This window comes from Microbacterium lushaniae (assembly GCF_008727775.1).
GTDB classification, from domain to species: domain Bacteria; phylum Actinomycetota; class Actinomycetes; order Actinomycetales; family Microbacteriaceae; genus Microbacterium; species Microbacterium lushaniae.
The window spans coordinates 831021-857313 of the sequence record NZ_CP044232.1 but is presented as its reverse complement, the minus strand read 5'-3'; the positions used below and the strand labels follow the sequence as shown (position 1 = coordinate 857313).

The window sequence follows — 26293 nt, the reverse complement described above, 5'->3', positions numbered from 1 at the left end:
AGTGCGCCGACAGGCCTTGACAAACGCGGAAGCGCGGATTCCGCGGCCGCGGCGCCCGGCCGCCGTGGCGCGAGTAGCGTGTCGGGCATGAGCGCACGCGAGTACGACGTCATCGTGATCGGAGCGGGACCGGTGGGCGAGAACGTCGCCGACCGGGCCGTGCAGGGCGGCCTGTCCGCGGTTCTCGTGGAGGCCGAGCTCGTCGGCGGCGAGTGCTCGTACTGGGCGTGCATGCCGTCCAAGGCGCTCCTGCGCAGCGGGGCGGCGCTGCGGGCGGCTCAGGCGGTGGATGGCGCGAAGCAGGCGATCACCGGCACCCTCGACGTCGCCGCGGTGCTGGCCCGGCGGGACCGCATGGTGCACGACTGGAACGACGACTCCCAGGTGCAGTGGGTCGATAAGGCCGGCATCGACCTCGTCCGCGGCCACGGCGCGCTGGCCGGTGAGAAGCGCGTGCGCGTCACGGCCGACGACGGCTCGGTCACCGATCTCGTCGCGCGTCACGCCGTCGTGGTGTGCACGGGATCCGCCGCCCTCCTGCCCGACATCCCCGGCCTGCGCGGCATCCGCCCCTGGACCAGCCGTGAGGCCACCGCCGCCCAGACGACGCCGGAGTCGCTCGCGATCCTCGGCGGCGGCGTCGTGGCGACGGAGATGGCGACGGCCTACGCGAGCTTCGGCACGCGAGTCACGGTGCTGGCCCGATCCGGCCTGCTGACGAACGAGGAGCCGTTCGCCGGTGAGATGGTCACTGCATCCCTGCGGGATCTGGGCGCCGACGTGCGCACGGGCGTGACGATCGCCGCAGCCCGGCGCGACGGCGACGTGCCGGCGCACCTGGAACTGTCGGACGGCACGACGCTCGAGGCCGAGGAGGTTCTCGTCGCCACCGGCCGCGTGCCGCGCACGGGCGACCTGGGGCTGGAGACGGTGGGCCTGGAGCCCGGGTCGTGGCTGGACGTCGACGACACCCTCCTCGTCCGCGGCACCGACTGGCTGTACGCCGCCGGTGACGTCAACCACCGCTCGCTCCTGACGCATCAGGGGAAGTACCAGGCGCGGGCGGCGGGTGACGTCATCGTCGCGCGCGCGAACGGCGCACCCGTGCAGGATGCGCCGTGGGGAGCGCATGTGGCCACGGCCGATCATGCCGCCGTGCCGCAGGTGACCTTCACCGATCCCGAGGTCGCATCGGTGGGACTGACCGCGGCGAGGGCCGAGAAGGCCGGCATCCGCACGCGCGTGATCGACTACGACCTGTCGTGGGTCGCCGGGGCGACCGAGTGGTCGGACGACTACCGCGGCCAGGCCCGCGCCGTCGTGGACGAGGACCGGGGCGTGCTCGTCGGGGTCACCTTCGTGGGGCCGGATGTCGCCGAGCTGCTGCACTCCGCGACGATCGCGATCGTCGGCGAGGTGCCGCTGCACCGGCTGTGGCACGCCGTTCCCTCCTATCCGACCGTGAGCGAGGTGTGGCTGCGGTTCCTCGAGACGTACGGCCGCGACAGCGCGTCGCGCTGACCGGCCGCCGCGGGCGGTGCGTCAGGATGGGGAGTATGGAGCCCGTCGACCTCACCGCCGCCGCCGAGATGTGGAAGGCGTATCAGTCGGCGCATCCCGACCTCGCCACCGACAACGAGATGCCGAGCGTCGAGCGGTTCGGCGACCACCCGGCGCTCAGCGACGAGCTGCTCGGCCTGGTGATCGACGGCGAGAAGCGTGCGACTGCCACGCTGCTGAAGGAGTTCGAGGCGGAAGGACAGCAGCTCCCGCGCATCGGCAGTCACTGGATCGCGTGCGACGGCGCCGGACGCCCCCGCGCGATCCTGCGCAGCACGGAACTGCGCATCGGCACGATCGACACCGCCGACGCCGCCTTCGCCTACGACGAGGCCGAGGACGACCGCTCGCTCGACGCGTGGCTGCTGGGCCACCGCACGTACTGGAACCGCATCTGCCCCTCCCTCGGCATCGAGTGGAGCGACGACCTCGAGATCCTGTTCGAGCGCTTCACCGTCGCCTGGACCGCCTGACCCCCGGCGCCGCACCGCACCTTCCCGGCGCCGCACCGCACCTTCCCGGCGCCGCACCTTCCCCGCGCCGCCTGCCCGAACTCCGCAACAACAGGCCGGATGCGCCCGTTCCTGCCTGGAATCAGGCGGCTGCGGCGCGGTCTTGAGGAGTTCGGTCGCGCCGGGTGGGGCCAAAGCCTGGGAGGGCAGACGAGTGGCGCGGGCGCATCACAGCCACTGCCCGGGCGCTCTCGCTTCCCGAACTCCTCGACAACGGGCCGGATGCGCCCGTTCCTGCCCGGAATGAGGCGGCTGCGGCCCGGTTCTGAGGAGTTCGGGCCGTCGGGTGATGCTCACACTCAGGCCGAGGCCCCGATTCGGCAGCCGGATCCGGGGACAGACGGATTTCGTGTGGCGCATCAGGGCCTGTGCCACGTCGCTGCCGGTTCCCGAACTCCTCAAGAACGGGGCAGAACCGACGGCTGGAGCGCAATCCGGGCTGCTTCAAGGACAGTCTTGCGGAGTTCGGGAAGCAAACAGAGCGGCCGTGCTGACGCGGGCGCGCGGCTCAGCGGTACTCGAAGGTCAGGAGCGCCTTCAGCGCCGCGAGGGCTTCGTCAGACAGCTCCGGGTGGCGCTCGCGGACACCCGCCGCCAGAGCGTCGCCCCAGGCCGAGAGGTTCTCCCCGGTCCCCGGGCCGGCGTCCGCGTCCACTTCGGCGACGATGTCCACAACGCGTCGCCGAAGCTCCGGGTCATCGATACGGGCGGGAAAACGCCCAGGGACGGCGGCATCCCGGTCGAATCCGACGTACGCCAGAACTGCTGTGCTCAGTATGTCGTCGACCATCCGCGTTCCTCTCGGACTGCAACTCTCGCGGTTGCACTGCATGGCGCGGCGATCTCCCTCATTGAGGCGGCGCCGCCGGACCGCCCACACGGCCGGTCACAACGGTTCGACCGGGCAGGTCGATCACCCGAAAGACCTCCCAGTCCAACCCGCGAGCCAGCAGCAGCGTACCCGGCTCCCCCGGGAGCGACGCATCCTGGTAGAGGGCCGGTACGCCGGCCGGTACGTGAAGCTTGACGACGACCTCCGCACCGGGAGGAAGGAGGTCTTGGCCGGCGAGCAGGGTAAGGAGATACGCCGGCTCGTGGATGCGCGTGCCCGTCGTGAGCTCGGCGGGCAGCGAGTCCCGGGAACGGACAAGCGTCACGACCACCGGCTCCGGCGTGGGACGCACCTGAAGAGCCGAATCCAGCGCGCGCACCCTCTCTGCGATACGGGGCGCCATTGCACCCCCCGCTCGCAGAGCCGCGTCGATCTCGTCCCGCTCGGGGCGTTTCGCTGCAGGTTCGTTCCGCCGAGGCGCGTCATCCCCGCGCGGTTCGAGCACGCCTCGTGCGGAGGCCTTACTCTCGAAGCTCTCGAACAACGTGTCGGCTGCGCCGGCGTATTCGGGGCCGGCGGTCCCCGCGAGGGAAGCGACGGCTTCTGCAGCGGGCACCCCGTCATCATGGAGCCGACGCAGCTCGTTGAGCCAATAGCCCGATCCCTGTGGCTGGAAGTCGCCCTCGCGACGGGAGATCAGACCGGCTGCATCCTTCTCGTCGCCATCCACCCCGTGGAACAGATATGCCTCGACGACTCTCTCGCGCCGGATCGCGACGGCACGGATCGGTCCACGCGGCCCGGCGTGGTAGGTAGGCAGGTCTCCGGAGACCTTCGCGGAGAAGTCCTCGTCTGAGAACACGCCGGCCATCATCCGACCCTCCGGAATAGAGGGAAGCGGCCGGGAGCTCATGGCAGCATCCTCACCCTTGCCGGCCAGCGTCGAGGCGGGGTCGTCCCCCTGCGGAATCACGACCCCACCCCTGAACGCGGGTCGGCGTACCTGGCCGGCCTGTGCTCAGCGAGCCAGCGGTGCGTCGGCGAGGGCGGCCTGCGCGCGGAGCTCGTCCGCCGTGTACACGGCGTACCGCGAGAATGCCGCGGCGGCGATGTCGCCGTCGAACCAGACGCGGTGACCATCAGGGCCGGTGAGGAGGAAGCCGCCGTCCTCGCCACGCTGCAGGCTCCAGCCGTCCGCGGGCACCGCGGTGCCCTCGGGGCCCAGCTCGACGAGGCGTCGCAGGCGGCTCAGCCCGCGTGATTCGCGCGCAGTGCCCAGGTACAGCATGACCACGTAGCGGTCGACGTCCTCCCAGTCACTGGAAGACATCTGCGCGACCATCGGTGCACCCCGCAGGCTCTTGCTCACGACCCATCCGTCCGACGTGCGATCGATCCGGAATCGCGCCTCGCCGTCGTCCACGAGGAGGAATGCATCGTTCGACGGCAGGAGCTCGAGACCTTCGTCTGCCAGCCAGCGCGCGAGGTCGGTGGATGAATCGGTCACAGGAACACCCCCAGATCGTCAAGGTCTTTCACCGACAGGAACTCGTCCCGCCCGTTGGCGCCCACGGACGGTCGTCCGTCGGGGCCGGCGCGGAAGAAGCGGATCTGCCAGCCACCGCCAGGGTAGCCGAGAGCGTCGTCGATGACCGACACCTCGATGCGGATGCCGGGAGGAAGCTCCGGCGCCAGCTGACGGTGCAGGAGGTCCATTCCCTGGTGCCCAGGGGTCAGACCACGCTGCTCGAACGGAGTGTTCGCCACCGTGAGGTAGTCGCCTGACGTCCGGCCGATGCGGTCGAGGTTCGCGAACTGCGGGTAGTCGCGCAGGAGCGCGTCCACGCCGTGATAGTGCACACGCGTGCCCGGAACAGCACCGTCGTTCGTGGGCCAGCGGGGGCCGCCGGGAGACCCGTCGGCGTTGTCGGGCAGTGCGTACCGCTCGTTCCACGCGTTCTGGTCGGGAATCGGCGTGCCGTCTGCGTCCCGTCCGAACGGCGCGCCCGGGTCCGTGATCATCGGAGCGATGTCCGGATTGGGCGACGCGGGAGCCTCGTAGTGTCCCGGCACGGTCCCGTGCTCGGGGCGAGGCTGACCGTAGTCGGGATCGGGGCGAACGGTGTCGTCATAGCGGTTCCATCCATCGCCGGCCGTGTCGTTGGAGTACATCGGACCGGTCGGGTCGGGCTGGCCGGCGGTGGGCGGGTTGTGCACGGGGGTACCCGCGCCGCCGTCGCCGTCCGCGTCGGTGGCCGGCGCATCGCCGGCGTCGGTCGGCGTGCCCGACGGGTCAACCGGTGTCGCCGGAGAGTCCGCATCCGGAGCATCTCCCGTGACGGGCGCAGCATCGCCATCGGGGGAATCCCCACCGACGGGCACAGCATCGGCATCCGGCGTGTGCGGAGCCGGAGCGGCGCCGCCATCGGCATCAGCCGGGCGTCCGCCGTCGGCATCACCCGGGCGTCCACCGCCGGCAGCCGGCGCTTCGGGATCGCTCGAGACCGGAGCAGAGTCGCCGGCTCCGCCAGAGGAAGCCGGGAATCCGTCGCCGTCGACATCCATCCCGAGGTCGTTCTCCACGTCGTGGAAGATCGGCGTCTCGGGGTCGTAACCGCCCGGGTTGTGGGAGCCGTTGCCCGAGCCGGAGCCCGGAGGCAGGCCGTGACCGCCGCCACCGCCGTTGTTGACCGGCGGGGCCGGCACGTCGACCGGGTCGTTGCCGCCGCCGCCACGACCACCGCCGTTACCGCCCGGGGACGGGATGCCCTCGTCACCGGTGGGCTGGGGGGCTTCGCCGTCGGGCACGCGCGGACCGCCGCCGCCGTCGCCGCCGCCGCCGCTGACGTCGTTGCCTCCCGTGACGTTCGGGCCCTCGTAGTCCGTGGTGCCGGCGGGACCACCGTCGCCACCGCCGCCGCTGACCTCGTTGCCGCCGGAGACGTTCGGACCCTCGTAGTCGGTGGTGCCGCTACGGCCGCCGTCGGGGCCGCCGCTCTCGGCGTTGTTCCCGCCGCTGATGACGGGCGTGTTCTCGTTCACGCGGACGTTGCCGGGACCCGGATCGGCCGCCGACGACGACCCACGGCCGGAGCCGCTGCGAGCACTGGCGCCGCCGAAGACGCCGCCGCCGGCCGCGCCGATGACGACCTGGCGCGGGTCGATGCTGCCGTCGCTGATGAGGCCGTCCGTGGCCGCACCGGCCGCGCCACCGCCGCCGCCGGCGAGCGCCTGCACGGCGACCCGCTGACCATAGCGGCCGAAGGGCGACGTGATCGCCTCGGTGACGGCTCCGCCCACGAGCCCCGAGCCGAAGGCGGCGAGCAGGTTGGCGTCGCCGCGCTTGACGATGACCTCGGAGGCGACGGCAGCCGCGGTGCCGGACGCCACGTTGATGACCGCGCTCGCCACCCTGCGGTGGCGAGTGGCGAAGGGGATGAGGGCGACCCGGACTGCCCGGATCCGCACGGCCACGCGGGCTGCGGTGCCGCCCACCTTCGTCAGGATCGTGAGGATGCGGGCACCGATCACCGCGATGCGCGCCGTCACCGCGGCTGCGCCCGCGGCGCCCGCGGCCCCGAAGGTGAAGGCGCTCAGCGCCGCGCTGATCGCGATGGTCGCCGCGATCTCGATCGCAAGCTGCACGAGCATCTCGATGACTTCCTTGTGCGCCTCGCGCACGTCATCGGCGTACTCCTTGCACTGCGTGCCGATCTCCTCGATGAGATCGGCGACTTCACCGATGTCCGTGGCGAAATCGGTGACCTCCGTGCGCGCCTTGGGCAGCTCGACGCTGTCGAGGGACGCCACGGAGTTGTCGGCCTGCCGCACGTCGGTGGCGAGGCGGCGGACGTCACGGGCGATGTCCTTCCACGTCTGCCCGGCCTGGTCGAGCTGGTCCGTGTCGGCGTTGGGCCACATCATCCCGACCACGTTCATGACCAGGTCCCATCCCGTGGGCTCACCGGCTGTGCCACCGAACGCCGACGGCGGCGGCGCGACGCTGAGGTCGGACCGCGCGGGGCGCAACGTGTAGGCGCCGGCGTCGAAAGTCTGCCCGGAGGCGACGGCCTCGGCCGATGCGGCGCTGCCGCCGCTGGCCATGAAGAGGCGGTCCAGGGTGTTGGCCCGCATGCCGATGTCGAAGATGTTCTGCAGGGCGGCGTGGGCGGAGGCGTCGTAGGCGGTGGCGAACTGCTCGCCACCGGGGTCGTCGCCGGCCATCGCGGAGTACCCGTTCGCCGAGGATCGGGCACTGGAGCCCACGCTGTCGGCCGACGTGGCGATCGCGTCGAAGGCGTCGGCGGCCTGGACGTAGAGGGTCGGGTCGATTCGTCTCGTCGTCATGCGCTCGCCCACATCGTGCGGTTGTCGTTCTGGGCGGCTTCGTAGACCGATGCGGCCTCACCGACCCATTTCTTCAGGTCTTCGGCGTGCGTCTTGATCGCCGTCGCGCCGATCTGCCACGTGCCCACGAGGCCGAGGAACTCCACGCTGGCCACGCCCGCCCACTGAGCGTTGGCGGCGGCGGTGGCGCCGGCGGCGTGCGTCTCGAGATCCGTGCAGTAGGTGATGAGGTTGCCCAGCGCCGTTTCCAGCTCGCGAAGCTCCGCCAGGTCGAAGGTGTGCTGGCTCACGCGGTCCCCCCACCCTGCCGGCGTGTGCCGACGGTGGACGAACGGGATGCGGCGGTCACCTGCATCTCCGTCATGGTGTAACCCGTCTCCGCGCCCTGCACCCGTGCGGCGATGTCGGTGAGGGCATCGCGGACGAGACCGGCGTTGGTCTGCCACTCCGCCCAGCTCTCAGCGAACGCCTCCGCGGCGTCGCCGCTCCACGATGCACCCACGATGGATGTCACCACGCCGGAGATCTGAGACACGTGCCCATCGAACTGGGATACGGCCCCGATCATCGCCGACGCCGAATACCCCAGGGCCGGTGTCGATACCGAGAATTGCCCCATCTGCTGCTCCCTACGCTCTTTCCTGCCGCCCACCCACGACAGGGGGCGCCGTCACCCGGCGCCCCCTACGATCATGCTCAGGCGCGGAAGCTGTTGCTGATGTTGTTCTCCGACTCCTCGTAGGCCAGGGCGGCCTTCGAGAGCTGGTCGCTGATCCCGGTGAGGGATTCCTTCAGCTGCAGGCCGGCTGCATCCCACTGCTCGTACAGCTCGTTGAACGACTGCGAGGCGGCCCCGCCCCAGTCGCCGGCGATGAGTCCCTGCACGAGCGACTTGAGGTTGCTCAGCTGCGACTCGATCGAAGCGGCTCCCGAAGAGAGCTGGTTCGCGACGCCCGAAAGCGACTCCGAGGTGACTTTGATGTCCGCCATGTGATCCTCCGTGGTTCAGGGCGTTCAGCCGCCCGGGTCATAGGTTCCGCATAGTTCTAGCACATAAACGACGCGCTGGAGAATGGGATTGCGTTCGGGGCGCCGAGTATGAACGGAAATTCATTTCAGGCGTCTCGGCGCATCGGGCGTCCGGTGGCCATGGAAGCGGCCGCACGGCCGACGCGGCGGGCGTCGTCCGTCTCGAGATAGCGCACGACTCCCCCTCCGCCAGGGCGCGGAGCGAGCCGGCAAGCGCTCTCAGCTGGACGTCGCCCAGGGCCGTGTCCACGGGCAGCGTGATGCCGCCGAGGTCGAACGACGCACTCAGATAGCGCGTAAGGCCGCCCGCCGCACCCTCACGGAACCGCTTCGGCCGGGCGATGCCCACGACGAGGGTGACCTGCGAGCCGCCCGAGCGGTAGGTGAGGCGCTTCATCCACCGCCCGATACCGCCCCCGGCAGCCAGGTTCGCCCGCTCGTCGCAGTAGACCGCTCCCAGCACATCGGACCACGGGATGGGCGGGACGCCGGAGAAGACCACGGCGTGGGGTGAGAGGAGAAGAAGGGGATCGCCCGCACGCAGGAAGGTCCGCAGCCGGCGGCGAAGATGCAGGCCGAGCACGACGTTCGCCAGGATGATGAGGAGCAGGAGGCTCAGGAGGAAGTAGGTCGCGAGCCGCCCGAACTCAGTGACGGCGAGCGCGACGATGCCGGCCACCACGACCGCGGCAATCGCGAGGTACCCCGCGAGGTACCACGTGTTGCGACGCAAGGCGGCGTTCAGCTGCTCCCGGTCGGCGTCGAAGGCGACGGCTTCGGTCAGTCTCTCGGCGGGAGCGCTCTCCGTCATGGCGACGAACCTACCGCGCCGTCCCCACCTCGACCACGACGTCGCCGAGGATCAGGCGATCGCCGGCGTGGATCGCGACGGGGTCGCGCGGGCGCAGCGGATGCCGCGCACCGCCGCGCTCGAGGAGGGTTCCGTTACCCGATCCGGCGTCTTCTGCCGAGGCCTCGCCGGGGCCGGACGGCCGCACCACGAGGTGCACGCGCGACACCGAGCGCGTCGGGTCGGCCACCTCGATGGGCGCACCGCCGTGATCGGCCGCGCGGCCCGCGGGGTTGCGCCCCAGCACGAGCACCTGGTCGATCGCGACCTCGGCGCCCTGCGGCATCCGCAACGCCAGCGCGGCCGGTGCCACGGGTGCCGGCGGGGCCACCGAGGCCGGGCGGGCCGGCGGCTGCGCGAGGTCGGGCAGCGGGACGGGCGCCACCGGCTCGGGCGGCGCGACAGGTGCGGCGACGGCCTGCGGCTCGCGCGGGCCGCCCCCGGTCGTGCGGAACGGCGGTGGGAGGACGCTGGCGGCGACCGCGGGCGCATCCGCCACCACGATCTGACCGCACGACGGGCAGAACATCGTGTTCGGCCGGACAGCCGCACCACAGAACCGGCACTGCGTGCTCATGAAGCGCATCCTCGCATCGGAATGGTGCGGACCCCCGTCCGCACACAACCCCCCAGCTTACGCGCGAGCGGAGGAGCTTGCGGCCACCGGTCGCGACGTGCTCACGCGCGCAGATCGGGCACCTGCACCGCGCTGTATCCGCCCGCCGCGAAGAGCACGCCCGACCCGGGCGCTCCTCGACCGACGAACGGCCGCGGGATCTGCGTGCTGAACAGCTGCGTGCCGAGGATGGTCGACGTCGGGGAGAGCACCAGACCGGTGCGTCCGCGCTTCGCGTCGGTGACCACGCCGCTGATCGCGGTGCCGGCGGAGTCGGCGCCGAGGGAGATGATGAACCGCAGGCGGGTGCGCGCAGCCACGAGCGCACGCTCGAGCACCGAGTCGCGGATCGCTTCGGCGTCGTCGACGATCACGGTGACGACGCCCTCCCCCGCGATGGCCTGCTCGATCTGCTCTGCGGTGGCCGCCGAGGTCAGCACGGGCACGTTGTGGGCTGCGGCGACCTCCGCCAGCACGGAGCCGGCGGCGGCCACGACAGCCATCGGCGTGCCCGCCCAGCCGAGCTGGTGGGCGATGAGCGCCAGCGCGTCGGTCTTGCCGCTGCGGCGGTCACCCACGACGATGAACCCGCCCACCTCCGGCCAGTCGATCGTGAAGCGCGACAGCGTGTCGCCGCCGACGCCGACCACCGGGGTCTCCGCGGCATCCGGCTCGGCCAGCGGCAGCTTCGCGGCATCCGACAGCCCGATGTGCGAGGGCAGGGGGTCCACGCGCACCGCAGCGGGCAGCTCGGCCAGCTGCGGGAAGCGGGCGAAGTGCGCGGCGGCGTGCTCGACGGTGCCGCGCAGGTTCGCGGCCTGCGCCTCGCCGGAGGTGTCTGCCGACACGACGGCGATCTGGCCCTCCGCCCCGTCGGCGCCGAACAGGACGCGACCGGCCGGCATGTCGGGCGGAATCTCCCGCACCATGATGCCGGCGCCGCGGTAGTCGTTGACGTCGCGCATCGGCAGCGCGTACTGCGTGTCGATGAAGCTCGCGATGCGGTCGGACGGGATGCTGCGGTCGGCCGTGACGACCAGACGGATGCCGACGGCCGGGCCCTCACGCAGCAGCCGGAGCATCTGGTCGCGCACGCTCACCATCTCGTCGGGACTGAGGGAGGCCGACAGCCGCTCCCAGCCGTCGATCACGACGATCGCGTAGGCGAGCGCCTCGCGCGGATCGGCCGTGCGCCGCTGCTCGGCGATGCTGCCGACGGACGCCTGGGCGAGCACGCCCTGACGGCGCGACAGCTCGCCGGCGAGGCGTCCGAGCAGGCGCGGCAGCCGCTCGGCATCCTGCGGGGTGATGACCGCGCCGGTGTGCGGGGAACCCGCCAGCGGCAGGAGGGCACCGTTGCCCCAGTCCACGACGTACAGGTGCAGGTCGGCGGGAGTGAAGCGCAGCACGACCTGCGACAGCAGCGTGCGCAGCGCGGTCGTGCGGCCGGAGCGGCTGCCGCCGAACAGCAGCAGGTGGGAGTCGTCCAGGATGCTCCACACCAGCGGGCGCTGGGTCTGCTCGCTGGGGACGTCCTCCAGACCCAGAATCACCGCACCCTCGGGCACGGCTCCGTCGTCGAAGCGATCCAAGGGCAGCACGTCGGGCAGCGGCAAGAGCCACGGCGAGGGGCTCTTGGGCACGCCCAGCAGCTGCGCCGCCTGCCCGGCCAGCTGGACGAGGGCGCGCAGATCGGTGTCGTCCTGGTCGGGACGGTGCGTGGCCTGCTCGGTCGCGGAGGGGTAGCGCGGCGGGAGACCGAGCGTCTGCCATTCCACGCGCGCAGCGGGAGGGAGCACGCGCGCGGTGCGCTGGTGGCCCAGGCGCAGGGCGGCGACCCGTGCGGTCTGGAACGGGATGGGCGCGGCGTCCAGGCCCGCGCGCACATACCCGCGGCCCGGTGAGCCGGCGGGGATGAGCGCCGCATCCGGTGTTCCGATGACATCGCCGGAGTCGGCGCGGTCGGTCACGCGCAGCGCGACGCGCAGGTTGATGTTGGACTGCATCTCGGGCGTGATGACGCCGGAGGGGCGCTGCGTGGCCAGGACGAGGTTGACGCCCAGCGAGCGGCCCACGCGCGCGATGCGCACGAGGCCGTTGATGAAGTCGGGCAGCTCGGTCTTCAGCTCGGCGAACTCGTCGACCACGATCATGAGGCGTGCAAGGCCCAGCCGTGCCGCCGCGTCGGGGTCTTTCTCCCACGCCGCGTCGACGTCCTTCGCCCCGATGTCGTCGCGCAGGACGCGCTCGCGGCGCTTCAGCTCCGCGTCGAGGGAGGCGAGGGCCCGCTCGGTCTCGCGCGCGTCGAGGTTGGTCACCATGCCGACGGTGTGCGGCAGGCGGCTGCAGTCGGCGAAGGCCGACCCGCCCTTGTAGTCGATGAGCACGAAGTTCAGCGCATCCGGGCGGTTGGCCAGGGCGAGGGAGATCACGAGGGTCTGCAGGAACTCCGACTTGCCCGATCCCGTCGTCCCGGCCACGAGCGCGTGCGGGCCGTCGGAGGCGATGTCGATCGCGAACTCCCCCTCGGTGCCGGCGCCCACCACGACGTACGACTGCCGCGGGACCAGCTGCCACTGCTCGGCGATCGGACGCGGGTCGTCCAGGTCGATCCCCATGAGCTCGCTGTAGCGCACGCTCGAGGGCAGGGTGGCGTCGTCGCCGACGCCGCGCACGTGCTCGATGGGGCACAGGGCACGCGCGATGTCTTCGGCGTACGCGAGGCTGACCTGATCCAGCAGCACCGGGGCGTAGTACTCCTCCGCCGACTCCACGCGGCCCAGGAGCGGATCGACGCCGTCGACGGCCACGACGGATGCGGCCTCCTCGGGCAGGCGCGAGCGGTCGCTGTCGATCGCGAGCACGTGGATGCCGAACAGTGCGCCCTTCTCCAGGATCGTCACCATGCCCGGGAGCATGCGGTAGCGCCGCGCGCCGTCGATGACGAGCACGATCTGCGCGTCGGCAGAGGCGCCGCGCCGTTCGCCGGCGACCCGCATCCGGGCGTCCAGGAGCGCGCCGAGCTCGCGCAGACGCTCGCGGCGGGTGTGGTCGGTGTTGCCGATGAGGGCCACCGGGCCGGCGCCGGCGTTCAGGTGCGGGAGCCACTGCACCCACGACCACGTGGACTCCTGCTCGCGGTCGCACAGCACGATGAACTGCAGGTCGCGGGGCGAGCGGAGCGTGGCCAGCTCGGTGATCATCGCGCGGGCCAGGCCCGCGGTGACGTCGGCGGGGCCGCTCACGCCGACGGGGCCCGCGGCGAGGTCGACCGACACCGGCGCGGGCGAGACCCCCACGCGCCGCTCCAGCGTGCGCTCCTTCTGCGGTCCGCCCTCGAACCGCACCTCCAGCGGCGTCTCGGCGACGCCGACGCGCACCCGGAGGGCGTCGGTGTCGGTGCGCCGGCGCTCCCACAGGCGGGCCAGCGGCCGCGTCGCGATGTCGCGGATGACCACGGGATCCAGGTGCCGGTACCACAAGTCCAGCCGCTGGTCGCGGGCGAGTTCGGCGATGCGGGCACGGGCGTCGTGGATGTCCTGCACCCATTCGGCCTCGGTGCGCTGGCCCTTGCGCTCGGCGAGGCGCTTGTTCATGATGAACGACCCGACGACCATGATGGGCGAGGCGGCGGCCATCATGAGCATGATCGGGCGCTGGAACACGACGGCGAGGGTGACGCCCAGGACGATCGGGATGAGCGCCGACAGCCACGGCAGCGGCGAACCGTCGGCTTCGTCGGGCTTGTCGCTGGGGAGCGCGACGACGGGGACCTGTCGCGCCGGCCGGATGCGGGAGGGCCGGTTGAACGCCCGGGTGCCGACCTCGTCGACGGTCAGGTCGGCGTCGGGAGCGGGGGCCAGTCCGATGCGGACGATGCTGCTGCCCAGCTGCACCAGGTCGGCGGGCACGATCTGGACGGCGGCGGCCGTCTCGGCGCCGTTGACGACGAGGTGACCCTGCGGATCGGTCAGCGACACGGTCGCCGTCAGCGGCGCGAACGATCCGTCGGGCGACATGCCGCCCACCGCCGTGAGGGTCGCGTGGCGCCCGCCCAGGTGCGGATCGGCCACGCAGATGTGCGCGTCGTTGCCGCGTCCGATCGAGACCTCCTGACCGGGTTCGAGCGGCACGACCTCGCCGGCGAAGGGACCGGCGACGAACTCCAGCCGCAACCGGCCCGGAGAGATCACGACGGGCGAGGCGGCCGGGACGCGGACGCCGCTGTGCACGCCGGACTCGGCGAGGCTCTCCGCGGTGTCGGCTCCCGGCGCCAGCAGATCGGGATCGACCTTCAGCGATTCGGCCAGCTCCGACACGGTGGTCGCCGCATCCACCTTCACCACCCAGGACTCTGGGCGGCGGGCGGCGTCGGTGGGGCGATCGATCGTGAGCCGGAGCGTCATGACGCCGGTACCTCCTGCAGGATGCGGGCGAGGGGTGTGAGAAGCGAGGGTGCGGTGGAGTCCTCTTCGGGCGGCACCGGCACGACGATACCCAGGTCGGCGCTGTCGGCCCACAGCGGCGCCACCGGGGCGGCCGGCAGCTCGGGGCCGACGGTGATGCTCCCGAGCGACTGCCGGCCGTCGGCGTCGATCACGCGGAACGCGGCCTGCACCGCCGCATCCGACTCCCCGGCGAGGGTGAGCTCGCCGTCGGGGCCGCACGACAGGCGCGGGCTGAGGGCCAGGCAGGACACCGTGACGTCGTCGCCGGCGACCAGTTCCGCGACGGGGCGCAGCTCGGGTCCGCTCACGTGCACGGCGACCGGGCCGCCGTCGGTGGCGGCGACGGCGGCGAGGGTCAGTTCGGCGTCGACGGATTGGCCGGCATCGTCGGTGACCGTCATCTTCACCGTGATCGGACCCGCCTCGGCCGGCCGCACAGCCAGATGGGCGGGGCCCACCCCCACCAGCGCCGAGGCCGGCAGGACCTCGCCGATCTCCACGCGCGCGTCGGCGCACAGCACGCACGTCAGCTCGAGCAGGGTGAGCGGGATGAGACTCTGCCGCCCGACCGGCAGCGGCACGTCGATGTCGGATGCGCCGATCTCCGGCGCGGCGGGCGGCCCCAGCCGCACGCGGTAGCGCACCTCCGCGGCGGCGGACCCTGCCCGAAGCGGCACCACGAGCACCTGCTCGGGATGGTCGGGGGCGTAGGGGGCGGAGAGGGTGACGCCTTCGTCAGTGCACGCCACCTCGACGCCGTCGAGGCTGCCCACCCCCGCGCAGTCGAGCGTCCACCCGGCGCTGGGGCGCACGTCGACGGGCTCACCGTAGGGGATCTCGATCACCCCGCTGTCGGCGGCGGGATCCTCCGGCGCCGCCGCGGCGACCGAGGTCGCCCCGAGGCCCATGCACACCAGGAACGCCGCGGCGGCGCCGACGATGCGCAGGGGCGAGCGGGGCATAGCGCCTCCAAAGGATGGTCAGGATTCTGACTATGATAAGCGGGTGCCCGGCTCCGACCCGGGGTTCCGGAGCGTGGTATGAGCGAGAGCATCCCGACGCGCCGAGCGCAACGCGACGCGGCCGACGGTCCCGGCGTCGCGCGCTCGGGAGCGGCACTGGCCGACCCTGCCGACCGTGAGCCCGGTCACACCGATTGGCGACCCGCCCAGGGCATCCCCGCCGCCACCGTGGCCGCCCCTCGCCGTTCGGCGCCGCCGATCACCGGTGCGCCGGTGTTCGCCCCCACGCACTTCGAGCAGCCGCCGGCCGACGCCGCCCCTGCGCGCATCGGCTGGGATTCCGGCCGCTCGAGCCTGTCGGCGACGGCCGGCGAGATCCGACCCCTCGAAAGCGCCGCCGATGTCCTGCCCGAGCTCGAAGAGGCTCAGATCACGCCGCGCCCGATGTGGAAGCATCCGGCGTTCCTGGTCTCCGCGATCACGACCCTGCTGGCGCTCATCGCCCTGGCCGTCTTCGTCGTGCTGGGCCTGCTGAACCCGCGACCTGCCGCGACCGGCCTGACCCTGGACGCCGGCGACGACAACGTGCACGTGTCGTGGTCGGGCCCCGACGTCGCCTATCAGGTGATCGTCGTGGGCGGACCGGGCGGGGACGAGCTGGACGTGTCGCAGCTGGTCACCGGCACCGAGGCGTGGATCCCGACGGGCATGGGATTCATCGACGACCGCTCGTGCGTCGTGGTGCGCCCCGCCGAGGGCAACGAGACCGCCAAGGTGGCCCTGGACGCGGCGACGGTGGCCGATCAGGGCGGCGCGTCGGCCTGCGTGGCGGATGACTGACCGCCGCATCCGCGCCCTGGCCGTGCTCGCGGCGACCGCCGCGTTGCTGGCGGGATGCGCCGGGGCGCCCGCCGAGCCGGTGCCCACCCCGACCACGGCCGACCTGTCCACGTACGATCCCGCCGCCCACGGCAACGGCGTCGCGCTGCTGCCGGCGCCGGGCGCGCGGGACAGCGTGATCCGCGCGATGCGGGCGGCCGGCGGGGTGGAGGTCGCGGGCGGCTACCGGGATGCCGCATCCGGCCGCGAGCTGCGGGTGAGCCGTGTCGGCGACGAGCAGACGTGGACCGCCGAGGTCACCGTCGACGGCGCCGCGACCTCGATCGTCGTGGACGCGGGCGATGCGTGGGTGCGCCCCTCCCCCGCCGTCGCCGGGCAGCTCGCCCTGCCGGCCGGGCAGTGGTCGTGCGTGTCGCCGGAGGACCCGGCCGTGCAACGGTGGATGCCGCTCGTGCAGCCGGTCGACCTGGTCACGGAGTTGACCTCGGATGCGTCGGGCCTGACCGCGCCGGCCGACGGGTCGGTGGATCTACTGCTGGGCGAGGACGGCGCCGCCGGCGTGCTCACCGTGGCGACCTCGGGCCCGTCCCTGCCGTCGCGCCTCGTGCGGGCCGACGAGGTCGGCACCTTCGACGTGACGTTCACGAACTGGGGCGTCGAGGCCGACGTGACGCCCCCCGCCTCCTGCTGAGTCCGGACCTCGGCCCGGCGCATCCGCTCGCGAGGGAGGCGGGCGTGCGCGACCCCGGCTCCGCCGCTGCAGGTATCCCGGCTGGTCGGCGCGGCCACCCCGGCCCGAACTCCTCAAAACTGGCCCGGAGATGCCCCCCGAACGCACGTTCCAACCGGTTCCCGGGCGCAGTTTTGCGGAGTTAGGGCAGCAGGGGGCCGGTTCAGGTCGGGAGCGAGGTGAGCGCGGAGCCCCGTCCCGGACCATCCCCGAGACCCCACCCACTCTGGCCTCGGGTCTCCGGGTCGGCTCACCCGCTACCCCGACCTGAACTCCTTGAGCTCAGCCGGGCACTCCCGTGGGCGGCTTACACGGCCACCGCGGCCCGGACTCCTCAAGTTCGGCCCGGGGACGCCCCCGCACGCCCATCCCAACCGGTTCCAGGGTGCGGTCTTGCGGAGTTCGGGCGGCAGCGGCGGCGGCAGCGGGCAGTGGCGGCGGGCCAAATCGCGATCGGGAGCGAGGCCGGGTACGGGCCTATCCGTCCCGACACGCCCGATCACCGCCTCACGCCCACCCCAGATACCCCGACCGACCGACCCGCCCACCCGGCCCGAACTCCTCAAGATCGGCCTGGGGACGCCCCCGCACGCCCATCCCAACCGGTTCCAGGGTGCGGTCTTGCGGAGTTCGGGCGGCGGCGGGCCAGGAACGGCCGGCCACGAGAGCCGTAGCCGAATCGGCCCGAGGCAGCGCGAAGCAGCCCGCGGCCACCCGCGGGCTACCGGCGGGCCACCGGCGGGCTGGCTGCGCGGGCTACCTGCGCGGGCTGTCTGCGCGGGTGGTTACCAGCGGGGGTAGCCCTGGCACGCGGTGCCGACGCGGTGCAGACCCACCTGCGGGTCGGCGAACGCGGTCCAGACGCCCTTCGAGTCGCGGCGCTCCGCGGCCCGCTCCATCGCGGTGAGCACGGCAGGGGCGCCGGTGGCCCATGCGGAGTAGTCAGGCTGCGAGATGCCTTCGGCCCCCTGCTCGGCGACCGCCCGCACCTGTCCGGCCAGGGCGATCACCCGGTCGAAGGTCTCCGGGTTGCCGGTCTGGCATTCGATCGCCGCCGCCATGAGGTCGACAACCGGCTGGGCGAGCGCAGCACACCGCTCCGCAAGGACATCCGACATTGGAACCGCCTTTCATTTTCGTACGTGGGTCAGTGGAAGAAGTGACGTTCCCCCGTGAAGAACATCGTGACACCCGCCGCGCGTGCCGCGTCGACGACCTCCTGGTCGCGCACGGATCCGCCCGGCTGCACGATGGCCGAGACTCCGGCGTCGATGAGCACCTGGGGTCCGTCGGAGAACGGGAAGAAGGCATCGGATGCGGCCACCGAACCGGCGACGCGGTTCCCGGCGCGCTCGACGGCGAGCCGGCAGGAGTCGACGCGGTTGACCTGCCCCATGCCGATCCCGACGGTGGCCGAGCCCTTCGCCAGCACGATCGCGTTGGACTTCACGGCACGGCAGGCCTTCCACGCGAAGATGAAGTTCGTCATCTCCTCCGCGTCCGGGCGCTCGCCCGACACGAGCTCCCACCCGGCGGCGACCGATTCGATGTCGGCGGGGAAGCGGTCGGCGTCCTGCAGCAGCAGGCCGCCCGAGACCAGGCGCACATCCATGCGCTCCTGCTGCCAGTCGACGGGAAGGCGCAGCACGCGCAGGTTCTGCTTGAGCCGGAACACCTCCAGCGCCTCGGGCTCGAAATCGGGCGCGACGATGACCTCCGTGAAGATGTCGCGGAGGTTCTCGGCCATCTTCAGCGTGACCGTGCGGTTGGCCGCGATGACCCCGCCGAAGGCGGAGACCGGATCGCACTCGTGGGCACGCAGATGCGCGCTGGCGATCTCGTCCAGCGCATTGGGCGCCGACACGGCGATGCCGCACGGGTTGGCGTGCTTGATGATCGCAACGGCGGGCTTGACCATGTCGAAGGCTGCCCGCAGCGCGGCGTCGGCGTCGACGTAGTTGTTGTAGGACATCTCCTTGCCCTGCAGCTGCGTGGCCTGCGCGATGCCGTGACCGCCCACGCGCGTGTAGATCGCGGCGCGCTGGTGGGAGTTCTCGCCGTAGCGCAGCGTGCTGAGACGCTCGGCCTTGATCGTGAGGTGCTCGGGCAGGCCGTCTTCGACGAGCGTGCCCTCGGCGAACCAGGCCGCGACGGCGGCGTCGTACGCCGCGGTGTGCGAGAACGCGCGGGCGGCGAGCTCCTTGCGCTGGGTCAGCGTCGTGCCGCCCTCGCCGATCGCCTCGATAATGGCCGGGTAGCTCTCGGGCGAGACGACGATCGCGACGTTGGCGAAGTTCTTCGCCGACGCGCGGACCATCGCCGGTCCGCCGATGTCGATCTGCTCGACGACGTCGTCGCCGGCGGCCCCGGATGCCACGGTCTCGACGAACGGGTAGAGGTTGACCACGACCAGCTCGAACGGTGCGATGTGCAGCTCGTCGAGCTGGCGCTCGTGGTGCGGGAGGCGCAGGTCGGCCAGGAGCCCGGCGTGCACGCCGGGGTGCAGCGTCTTCACGCGCCCGTCGAGCGATTCGGGGAAGCCCGTGACGGATGCGACGTCGGTCACGGCGTGCCCGGCGTCACGGATCGTGGCGGCGGTGGACCCGGTGGAGACGATCTCCACGCCCCCGGCCACGAGGGCTTCGGCCAGGCGCAGCAGATCGGTCTTGTCGCTGACCGACACCAGCGCGCGGCGGATGGGGACGACATCGCGCTCGCGGTACAGCGCCGGGTCGTGACGGGGTCCAGCCATGGGATGTGTTCCTTCTGGGCGAGGGCGTTCAGGGAGCGGGGGCGGAGGGAGCGGATGGGGCGGGCGCCGACGCGGAGGGAGCGGACGGAGCGGGAGCGGAGGCAGCGGACGGCGCGGAGGGAGCGGACGCGGACGCGGAGGGCGTGGATGGGGCGGGGGCGGGAGTGGTGGGGGTGGGGGTGGAGGGCGCGGACGCGGCGCCGGCCGGATGCGGCGGGCCGGCGATGGCGGCGAGGTCGAGCTCGCCGGCGGCAACGGCGCGGATGACCTCGATCAGCAGGCGCCGCTCGACGGTCTTGATGCGCTCGTGCAGGGAGCGTTCGTCGTCGCCGGGAAGCACGGCGACGCGCTCCTGGGCGACGATGGGTCCGCTGTCGACGCCGGGGTCGACGACGATGACGCTCGCGCCGGTGCGCGTCGCGCCGGCCGCCAGAGCGTCGCGGACGCCGTGGGCGCCCGGGAATTCGGGCAGGTATGCGGGATGGGTGTTGAGGATGCGCGGCGACCAGGCGGCCACCAGGCTCGTCGGCAGGAGCCGCATGAACCCGCTCAGGACGACCAGGTCGGGCTGCCATGCCCGCAGCTGCGCGTCCAGCTCTTGCGCCCACGCCTCGCGGGAGTCGAACGCGCTCCACGGCACGAGGAAGGTGGGGATGTCGTATGCCTCGGCGTGCGCGAAGCCGTCGGCCTCCCGGTCTGCACCGACGACGATCACGCGCGCGGGGAAGTCGGGCGCCGCGGCGGCATCCAGCAGTGCGCGGAGATTGGAGCCCGATCCCGAGATGAGGACGGCGACCGTGAGCACCCGGTCAGTCTAGCGAGCCGTCCCGCCTCGGTTCGGACGCGTCGTCCTCCGCGTCTTCGCGCGGCGCCGACCCCAGGGGGCCGGTGCCGAAGGCTGAGGTCGGCAGGGTGGGCAGCGGCGCCGGGTCGGCCCGCGGTCCGGCGGGCGCGTCCGGCAGAGGGGGCGGCTCGGGCCATGGTTCGGGCGGCACGGCGCGCTCCCACCCCGAATGGGAGTTCCACCGGACGTCGTCGCGAGGCTCGCCGCCCCAGCGCACGTCGTCGCGAGCCTCGCCGAACACGGGCGCGGCCGTCGTCGTCGCGCCGAGCCCGGCCGATGACGAACCGCGGTGGGGGGCGAGCATCAGGATGGCGGCGCCCACCGCAACCTCCATGCCGACGGCCAGGGCGACCGGCCCCGGCTCCGGCCCCGCCTCGGCGAGACGGCCCGGACCGATGGCACCGCGCGCGCACACCGCCAGCAGCGCGAAGACGGCCCCGGTGAGCACACTCATACCCACCACCACCACGACGCGGGGGCCGAAGTGCTCGCGGCCGGGATGCTCCGCCACGAGGCGGGAGCGCAGCATCCACCCCGCCAGCGCCCCCGCGGCCACGGGCAGGAGCGCGAGCGTCAGCAGCCACGGCGACGTGGACTCGGGGATGACCCCGAGCACGGGAAGGCCCGGGACGACTCCGAGCTGCGTTCCCGACGGCGACACCGCCGTGCCCGTTCCCAGCGCGAAACCGGGTCCGGCGACGAACGACGCGCTCCAGATCACGAGCGTCGGCAGGTACGCCAGCTGGCCGAGCGCCAGCACGGTCGCGCCGATGGCGTCGACGTTGCCCGCCTCGAACAGCGCCACCACCTGCCCGGCGCGCGCGAGTACGGCGACGGCGAAGAGGAGGGCGCCGACGGCCACGACCCCCAGTGCGGCGATCGCAGCGCCCCGCACGATGAGGCCGGGCACGGCGCCCCATCCGCCCCCGGCCCGCTCGACGCGATCACGCAGCCGGCCGGCGGCTCCTTCGCCGCCCGCCCAGGCGCCCACCGCGGCGCCCAGGGCGCACGGCACGGCGTAGACGAGGGCGGGGAAGAGCAGCGCCTGCCACAGCGTAGTCTCGGCGAACGGCGTCGCACCCGTCAGCGCCACCAGCGCCGTGAGCGCGGCGAAGACCAGCGATCCCGACACGGCGCCGGTGAGCGGCTCGCCGGCTCGGGCGGCCCGGCCACCCGAGCGCGCAGCGAACAGGGCGGTGAAGACGGCGAAGCCCAGCGGGGCCAGCGAGAGGGCGAAGTCGGCCGCCGACGGATCGATGCCCGCCGCGGCCAGGTACGTCCCGGGCAGGTGGATCGTCAGCGGGACGAGGTGACCGAGCTGCCACACCGCAGCGCTCGCGGGCCACAACGCGGCCCAGTCGGCCCCGCCGCCGAGCGCGAACACCCACAGCAGGGCCAGTGGTGCCAGAGCGATGGCGAGGCCGCCCGCGGCCGCCACGAGGGCGTCGAAGGCGGCCAGGAGGGCGACGAGCAGGCGATTCATGCGCTGACGACCCTACCCGCGCCGCGGTGCCTCGACGGGACGGCACCCCGGGGCGACGCCACCTCCGCCCCGGCCGGGGTCAGCGGACGCGGGCCCGCACGTGCGTCCGCGGAGGCGGGCCCGCACGTGCGTCAGCCGCGAGTCGGCACGTGCGTCAGCGGACGCGGGTCGGCCCGCATCCGCCGCATCCGGGGATTCAGTCCTCGACGGGCTCCAGCACGAACAGCGCGATGCGGCGCTCGGTCTTCTTCTGGTACTCGTCGTAATCGGGCCACGCCTGCACCGCGCGCGCCCACCACTCCTCGCGTTCAGCGCCCTCCGCCTCGTGCGCCGTGTAGTCGCGCAGGGTGTCGCCGTCCTGCAGCTGCACATGCGGGTTCTTCACGATGTTCCAGTACCAGGCGGGCGGCTCCGGCGCCCCGCCCTTGGATGCGACGACCGCGTAACGTCCGTCATGCTCGACGCGCATGAGGGCGGTCTTGCGCAGGCCCCCGGTCTTCGCCCCGACGGTCGTCAACACGATGATCGGCTTCCCGCGCAGCTCGTTCGCCTCGGCTCCGGCGGATGCTTCGAACGCCTCCGCCTGGCGGCGTGCCCATTCGCTGGTCCCTGGCAGATACTCTCCTGTGAGCGGCATGCGCCAAGACTACGTCCTCGCTCCGCGCCTTCCCACTCTCCCAACCCGAGGTCCCATGAGCACCAACGCGACCAGAACGCCCGCCGCCGCATCCGCGCCGAAGAACCGGATCGACCGCTTCTTCGAGATATCCCGGCGCGGATCCACGATCGGCACGGAGGTGCGCGGCGGGGTCGTGACCTTCGTGACGATGGCGTACATCGTCATCCTCAACCCGATCATCCTCAGCACGCCCGACGTGGCAGGCAACACCCTCAGCGCGAGCGCGGTGGCCGCCTCCACCGCGCTGACGGCGGGTGTCATGACGATCCTGTTCGGTCTCGTCACGCGCCTGCCGTTCGCGTTCGCCGCGGGTCTGGGCATCAACGCGTTCCTCGCCTTCTCGGTCGTCGGCGAGGTGACGTGGCCCGAGGCGATGGCCCTCGTGATGATCAACGGTTTCGTCATCGTGCTGCTGGCGGCGACCGGGCTGCGCAAGCTCATCTTCGACGCCGTGCCGGTGCAGCTGAAGCTCGCGATCACGGTCGGCATCGGTCTGTTCATCGCGTTCATCGGGTTCGTCAACGCCGGCTTCGTCACCTCGACCGGCAACCCCTCCCCGCCGCTGGACCTCGGTGTCGGCGGCTCGGTCGCCACCGTGCAGACCGTGATGTTCGTCGTGACGCTGTTCCTGGCCGGCATCCTCATCTCCCTGAAGGTCAAGGGCGGACTCCTGCTGGGCCTGGTCGGCGGCACGCTGCTCGCGCACATCGTGAACCTCATCTGGCCGTACGGTCTCTCGGTCTCCGGTGAGGGCGGCATCATCGCGGTCCCCGATCTGAGCCTTCTCGGTCAGGTGGACTTCGGCTTCGACCTGGGCAAGGTCGGGTTCATCGCGCTCGTGATGATCGTCTTCACGCTCGTGTTCTCGAACTTCTTCGACGCGATGGGCACCATGACGGGGCTCGCGAAGGAGGCCGACCTCGCCGACGCGAAGGGCGACTTCCCGCGTATCAAGTCGGCCCTCATCGTCGAGGGTCTGGGCGCGGTCGTCGGCGGTGGCACGTCGTCGTCGTCGGCGACGGTGTTCGTCGAGTCGGGCTCGGGCATCGGCGAGGGCGCGCGCACGGGACTTGCGAACGTCGTGACGGGTGTGCTGTTCCTGCTGGCGATGTTCTTCACGCCGCTCACCGCGATCGTGCCGGGCGAGGTCGCCGCCGCCGCGCTCGTGCTCGTCGGTGCCATGATGCTCGCGCAGATCAAGCACATCGACTTCAGCGACTTCCGCGTGCTGCTGCCGGTTTTCCTCACCGCGACGGTCATGCCGCTGACCTACTCGATCGCGAACGGCATCGGCGCGGGCTTCATCAGCTGGGTCGTCGTCAACGCGCTGTCCGGACGCGCCAAGCAGGTGCATCCGCTGCTGTGGGTCGTCGCCGCCGGATTCGTCGTGTTCTTCGCCCGCGGCCCCATCCAAGCCCTCATCGGCTGACCCCGCCGCTCGCCCGTCCGCGAGACTTCACGCCACCGGCGAGACCGCCGCATTATGTCGCGGTCTCGCCGGTGCGCTGCAGTCTCGCGGATGGCGCGCAGCGCGGGCGGCGCGGGACGGCGGCGCGGGACGACGAAGGGCGGATGCGTCAGCATCCGCCCTTCGTGAGAACCCGGGTTACAGGGACTCGATGATCTCGCGCATCAGGGCGGCGGTCTCGGACGGCGTCTTGCCGACCTTCACGCCCGCGGCCTCGAGGGCCTCCTTCTTCGCCTGGGCGGTGCCGGCCGAGCCGGACACGATGGCGCCGGCGTGGCCCATCGTCTTGCCCTCGGGGGCGGTGAAGCCCGCGACGTAGCCGACGACCGGCTTGGTCACGTTGGCCCGGATGAAGTCGGCCGCGCGCTCCTCGGCGTCGCCGCCGATCTCGCCGATCATGACGATCGCCTTGGTCTCGGGGTCGGCCTCGAACGCCTCGAGGGCGTCGATGTGCGTCGTGCCGATGACCGGGTCGCCGCCGATGCCGATGGCGGTGGAGAAGCCCAGGTCGCGCAGCTCGAACATCATCTGGTACGTCAGCGTCCCCGACTTCGACACGAGGCCGATCGGGCCCTTGCCGGTGATGTTGGCCGGCGTGATGCCCACGAGCGACTCACCGGGGGTGATGATGCCGGGGCAGTTCGGTCCGATGATGCGGGTGGTGCCCTTGGACTTCGCGTACGCCCACGCTTCGGCGGTGTCGCCGACGGGCACGCCCTCGGTGATCACGACGAGCAGCGGGATCTCGGCGTCGATGGCCTCGATCATGGCGTCCTTCGTGAACGCCGGCGGCACGAACGCGATCGACACGTCGGCGCCGGTCTTCGCCATGGCTTCGGCCACGGAGGCGAAGACGGGCAGCTCGACGGGGTTGCCGTCGGCGTCCTGGTGCGAGACGGTCGTGCCGGCCTTGCGGGCGTTGACGCCACCGACGACCTGCGTGCCGGCCTTCAGCATCAGCGCGGTGTGCTTGGTGCCCTCGCCGCCCGTGATGCCCTGGACGATGACCTTGGAGTCCTTGTTGAGGTAGATCGACATCTTCTGTCCTTTCGATCGCGGCCCGCCGACAAGCTCAGGGACCGCGGAAAAAGTGGGTCAGGCGTTGGCCAGTTCGGCTGCCTTGTCGGCGCCGTCGTCCATGCTGGCCGCGAGGGTCACGAGGGGGTGGTTGGCGCCGGCGAGGATCGCGCGGCCCTCCTCCACCTGGTTGCCGTCGAGGCGGACCACGAGCGGCTTGGAGGCGGTGTCGCCGAGGATCTCGAGCGCCTTGACGATGCCCTCGGCCACGGCCACGCACGACGTGATGCCGCCGAAGACGTTGACGAACACGCTCTTGACCTGCTCGTCGCCGAGGATGACGTCCAGGCCCGCGGCCATGACGGTGGCGGATGCGCCGCCGCCGATGTCGAGGAAGTTGGCGGGCTTGACGCCCCCGTGCTTCTCACCGGCGTAGGCCACGACGTCGAGCGTGGACATGACCAGCCCCGCGCCGTTGCCGATGACGCCGACCTGGCCGTCGAGCTTGACGTAGTTCAGGTCGTGCGACTTGGCCTGGGCCTCGAGCGGGTCGGCGGCGGCCTGGTCTTCGAGGGCCTCGTGGTCGGGGTGACGGAACGCGGCGTTCTCGTCGAGCGAGACCTTGCCGTCGAGGGCGATGATGTCGCCGTCCTCCGACTGGATGAGGGGGTTCACCTCGACGAGGGTCGCGTCTTCACCCTTGTAGACGTTGTAGAGCTTGACGAAGACGTCGGCGACCTTGGGGGCCAGCTCGTTGTCGAAGCCGCCGGCCTTGGCGATCTCGAGCGCCTTCTCCGGGGTGATGCCCTCGAGCGGGTCGACCTCGACGCGAGCGAGCGCCTCGGGCTTCTCCACCGCGAGCTGCTCGATCTCCATGCCGCCTTCGACGCTGGCAAGGCTCAGGTAGGAGCGGTTGGCGCGGTCCAGCAGCACCGAGAAGTAGAACTCCTTGGCGATGCGGGCGCCGGCGGCGACCATGACGCGCTGGACGACGTGACCCTTGATGTCGAGGCCGAGGATCGCCTGCGCGGCCTCGTACGCCTCATCCGGGTTCTTGGCGACCTTGACGCCGCCCGCCTTCCCGCGGCCGCCGGTCTTCACCTGGGCCTTCACGACGACGACGCCGCCGAGCTTCTCGGCTGCGGCCCTCGCTTCCTCGGGGGTGTCGGCGATGATGCCGGCGAGCACCGGCACCTCGTACTTCTCGAACAGATCGCGTGCCTGGTACTCGTACAGATCCACAGGGAATCCTCCGCTGGACGGTCAGTGGGTGGGGGTCGGATGTCTTGATATCAAGAGATCGACCAGTCCCCCACCCTACTAC

22 protein-coding genes and 1 pseudogene are annotated in these 26293 nt (G+C 72.0%); 5 read left to right on the top strand and 18 right to left on the bottom strand.

The window, feature by feature from the left end:
• The first annotated feature begins 87 nt into the window (after positions 1–87).
• Complete coding sequence (locus F6J85_RS03960; RefSeq protein WP_150923921.1) at positions 88–1521, top strand: dihydrolipoyl dehydrogenase family protein; 1434 nt, start codon at positions 88–90, stop codon at positions 1519–1521.
• Positions 1522–1556: 35 nt separating this feature from the next.
• Positions 1557–2033: an ASCH domain-containing protein gene (locus tag F6J85_RS03955; protein WP_338037101.1), complete on the top strand. Its 477-nt coding sequence runs from the start codon at positions 1557–1559 to the stop codon at positions 2031–2033.
• Positions 2034–2580: 547 nt separating this feature from the next.
• Here the strand turns inward: F6J85_RS03955 and F6J85_RS03950 are convergent.
• The 11 genes from F6J85_RS03950 to F6J85_RS03900 form a co-directional block, all read right to left on the bottom strand.
• Positions 2581–2862, bottom strand: coding sequence for a hypothetical protein (locus F6J85_RS03950; protein WP_150923919.1), 282 nt, complete (start codon positions 2860–2862; stop codon positions 2581–2583).
• 58 nt (positions 2863–2920) lie between these two features.
• Entirely contained in the window at positions 2921–3877 is a 957-nt protein-coding gene (locus F6J85_RS03945; RefSeq protein WP_150923918.1) for an ADP-ribosyltransferase family protein, read from the bottom strand.
• A 45-nt stretch (positions 3878–3922) separates the two neighbouring features.
• On the bottom strand, positions 3923–4411 hold the full coding sequence (locus tag F6J85_RS03940) for a hypothetical protein (protein WP_150923917.1): 489 nt from the start codon (positions 4409–4411) through the stop codon (positions 3923–3925).
• The gene (locus F6J85_RS18145) at positions 4408–7251 is read right to left on the bottom strand and encodes a WXG100-like domain-containing protein (protein ID WP_150923916.1); all 2844 of its coding nucleotides are present in this window, start codon (positions 7249–7251) and stop codon (positions 4408–4410) included. Before F6J85_RS18145 ends, F6J85_RS03940 begins: the two co-directional genes overlap by 4 nt.
• Entirely contained in the window at positions 7248–7541 is a 294-nt protein-coding gene (locus tag F6J85_RS03930) for a hypothetical protein (RefSeq protein WP_150923915.1), read from the bottom strand. Before F6J85_RS03930 ends, F6J85_RS18145 begins: the two co-directional genes overlap by 4 nt.
• Positions 7538–7870 (bottom strand): WXG100 family type VII secretion target, encoded by a 333-nt coding sequence (locus F6J85_RS03925; protein ID WP_150923914.1) that lies wholly within the window; start codon positions 7868–7870, stop codon positions 7538–7540. The genes F6J85_RS03930 and F6J85_RS03925 overlap by 4 nt, the downstream gene beginning before the upstream one ends.
• 77 nt (positions 7871–7947) lie before the next feature.
• Positions 7948–8241 carry a WXG100 family type VII secretion target gene (locus F6J85_RS03920; protein WP_135063853.1) on the bottom strand — a complete coding sequence of 98 codons (294 nt, stop codon included), beginning with the start codon at positions 8239–8241 and terminating at the stop codon, positions 7948–7950.
• Positions 8242–8278: 37 nt separating this feature from the next.
• Positions 8279–9091, bottom strand: a complete 813-nt coding sequence (locus tag F6J85_RS03915) for a hypothetical protein (protein ID WP_150923913.1) — start codon at positions 9089–9091, stop codon at positions 8279–8281.
• 10 nt (positions 9092–9101) lie between these two features.
• Positions 9102–9707: an FHA domain-containing protein gene (locus F6J85_RS18140; protein WP_191906744.1), complete on the bottom strand. Its 606-nt coding sequence runs from the start codon at positions 9705–9707 to the stop codon at positions 9102–9104.
• 101 nt (positions 9708–9808) lie between these two features.
• The gene (locus F6J85_RS03905) at positions 9809–14152 is read right to left on the bottom strand and encodes an FtsK/SpoIIIE domain-containing protein (protein ID WP_150923911.1); all 4344 of its coding nucleotides are present in this window, start codon (positions 14150–14152) and stop codon (positions 9809–9811) included.
• Positions 14149–15156: a hypothetical protein gene (locus F6J85_RS03900; protein WP_150923910.1), complete on the bottom strand. Its 1008-nt coding sequence runs from the start codon at positions 15154–15156 to the stop codon at positions 14149–14151. Before F6J85_RS03900 ends, F6J85_RS03905 begins: the two co-directional genes overlap by 4 nt.
• A 78-nt stretch (positions 15157–15234) precedes the next feature.
• Here F6J85_RS03900 and F6J85_RS03895 point away from each other — a divergent pair, with 78 nt between their 5' ends.
• Together F6J85_RS03895 and F6J85_RS03890 are read left to right on the top strand one after the other, a co-directional pair.
• Positions 15235–15996 carry a hypothetical protein gene (locus tag F6J85_RS03895; RefSeq protein ID WP_150923909.1) on the top strand — a complete coding sequence of 254 codons (762 nt, stop codon included), beginning with the start codon at positions 15235–15237 and terminating at the stop codon, positions 15994–15996.
• The gene (locus F6J85_RS03890; protein ID WP_150923908.1) at positions 15989–16687 is read left to right on the top strand and encodes a hypothetical protein; all 699 of its coding nucleotides are present in this window, start codon (positions 15989–15991) and stop codon (positions 16685–16687) included. Before F6J85_RS03895 ends, F6J85_RS03890 begins: the two co-directional genes overlap by 8 nt.
• Positions 16688–17511: 824 nt before the next feature.
• Here F6J85_RS03890 and F6J85_RS03885 read toward each other — a convergent pair.
• From F6J85_RS03885 to F6J85_RS03865, 5 genes and pseudogenes are all read right to left on the bottom strand, one after another.
• Complete coding sequence (locus F6J85_RS03885) at positions 17512–17844, bottom strand: hypothetical protein (RefSeq protein ID WP_150921711.1); 333 nt, start codon at positions 17842–17844, stop codon at positions 17512–17514.
• Positions 17845–17873: 29 nt separating this feature from the next.
• Entirely contained in the window at positions 17874–19478 is a 1605-nt protein-coding gene (purH, locus tag F6J85_RS03880) for a bifunctional phosphoribosylaminoimidazolecarboxamide formyltransferase/IMP cyclohydrolase (RefSeq protein ID WP_150923907.1), read from the bottom strand.
• 220 nt (positions 19479–19698) lie between these two features.
• Positions 19699–20283 (bottom strand): annotated as a pseudogene (purN, locus tag F6J85_RS03875) (phosphoribosylglycinamide formyltransferase); the annotation flags it as partial.
• 4 nt (positions 20284–20287) lie between these two features.
• Complete coding sequence (locus tag F6J85_RS03870) at positions 20288–21805, bottom strand: cell division protein PerM (RefSeq protein WP_191906743.1); 1518 nt, start codon at positions 21803–21805, stop codon at positions 20288–20290.
• A 196-nt stretch (positions 21806–22001) separates the two neighbouring features.
• Positions 22002–22442, bottom strand: a complete 441-nt coding sequence (locus F6J85_RS03865) for a nitroreductase family deazaflavin-dependent oxidoreductase (RefSeq protein ID WP_150923905.1) — start codon at positions 22440–22442, stop codon at positions 22002–22004.
• A gap of 55 nt (positions 22443–22497) precedes the next feature.
• On the opposite strand from F6J85_RS03865, the gene F6J85_RS03860 reads away from it, so the two are divergent.
• Positions 22498–23913: an NCS2 family permease gene (locus F6J85_RS03860; protein ID WP_150923904.1), complete on the top strand. Its 1416-nt coding sequence runs from the start codon at positions 22498–22500 to the stop codon at positions 23911–23913.
• Positions 23914–24090: 177 nt separating this feature from the next.
• Here the strand turns inward: F6J85_RS03860 and sucD are convergent, their stop codons facing one another.
• Together sucD and sucC are read right to left on the bottom strand one after the other, a co-directional pair.
• Positions 24091–24990, bottom strand: a complete 900-nt coding sequence (sucD, locus tag F6J85_RS03855; protein ID WP_150923903.1) for a succinate--CoA ligase subunit alpha — start codon at positions 24988–24990, stop codon at positions 24091–24093.
• 57 nt (positions 24991–25047) lie between these two features.
• Entirely contained in the window at positions 25048–26211 is a 1164-nt protein-coding gene (sucC, locus tag F6J85_RS03850) for an ADP-forming succinate--CoA ligase subunit beta (RefSeq protein WP_150923902.1), read from the bottom strand.
• Positions 26212–26293: the final 82 nt, after the last annotated feature.

What these genes read in the sequence shown, in the direction of transcription:
- F6J85_RS03960 (WP_150923921.1), top strand. Translation starts at nt 88, where the DNA reads ATGAGCGCACGCGAGTACGACGTCATCGTGATCGGAGCGGGACCGGTG.
- sucD (WP_150923903.1), bottom strand. Translation starts at nt 24,990, where the DNA reads ATGTCGATCTACCTCAACAAGGACTCCAAGGTCATCGTCCAGGGCATC.
- F6J85_RS03895 (WP_150923909.1), top strand. Translation starts at nt 15,235, where the DNA reads ATGAGCGAGAGCATCCCGACGCGCCGAGCGCAACGCGACGCGGCCGAC.
- F6J85_RS18140 (WP_191906744.1), bottom strand. Translation starts at nt 9,707, where the DNA reads ATGAGCACGCAGTGCCGGTTCTGTGGTGCGGCTGTCCGGCCGAACACG.
- F6J85_RS03870 (WP_191906743.1), bottom strand. Translation starts at nt 21,805, where the DNA reads ATGAATCGCCTGCTCGTCGCCCTCCTGGCCGCCTTCGACGCCCTCGTG.
- F6J85_RS03865 (WP_150923905.1), bottom strand. Translation starts at nt 22,442, where the DNA reads ATGCCGCTCACAGGAGAGTATCTGCCAGGGACCAGCGAATGGGCACGC.
- F6J85_RS03905 (WP_150923911.1), bottom strand. Translation starts at nt 14,152, where the DNA reads ATGACGCTCCGGCTCACGATCGATCGCCCCACCGACGCCGCCCGCCGC.
- F6J85_RS03925 (WP_150923914.1), bottom strand. Translation starts at nt 7,870, where the DNA reads ATGGGGCAATTCTCGGTATCGACACCGGCCCTGGGGTATTCGGCGTCG.
- purH (WP_150923907.1), bottom strand. Translation starts at nt 19,478, where the DNA reads ATGGCTGGACCCCGTCACGACCCGGCGCTGTACCGCGAGCGCGATGTC.
- F6J85_RS03860 (WP_150923904.1), top strand. Translation starts at nt 22,498, where the DNA reads ATGAGCACCAACGCGACCAGAACGCCCGCCGCCGCATCCGCGCCGAAG.
- F6J85_RS03915 (WP_150923913.1), bottom strand. Translation starts at nt 9,091, where the DNA reads ATGACGGAGAGCGCTCCCGCCGAGAGACTGACCGAAGCCGTCGCCTTC.
- F6J85_RS03900 (WP_150923910.1), bottom strand. Translation starts at nt 15,156, where the DNA reads ATGCCCCGCTCGCCCCTGCGCATCGTCGGCGCCGCCGCGGCGTTCCTG.
- F6J85_RS03920 (WP_135063853.1), bottom strand. Translation starts at nt 8,241, where the DNA reads ATGGCGGACATCAAAGTCACCTCGGAGTCGCTTTCGGGCGTCGCGAAC.
- F6J85_RS03955 (WP_338037101.1), top strand. Translation starts at nt 1,557, where the DNA reads ATGGAGCCCGTCGACCTCACCGCCGCCGCCGAGATGTGGAAGGCGTAT.
- F6J85_RS18145 (WP_150923916.1), bottom strand. Translation starts at nt 7,251, where the DNA reads ATGACGACGAGACGAATCGACCCGACCCTCTACGTCCAGGCCGCCGAC.
- F6J85_RS03885 (WP_150921711.1), bottom strand. Translation starts at nt 17,844, where the DNA reads ATGTCGGATGTCCTTGCGGAGCGGTGTGCTGCGCTCGCCCAGCCGGTT.
- F6J85_RS03950 (WP_150923919.1), bottom strand. Translation starts at nt 2,862, where the DNA reads ATGGTCGACGACATACTGAGCACAGCAGTTCTGGCGTACGTCGGATTC.
- F6J85_RS03890 (WP_150923908.1), top strand. Translation starts at nt 15,989, where the DNA reads ATGACTGACCGCCGCATCCGCGCCCTGGCCGTGCTCGCGGCGACCGCC.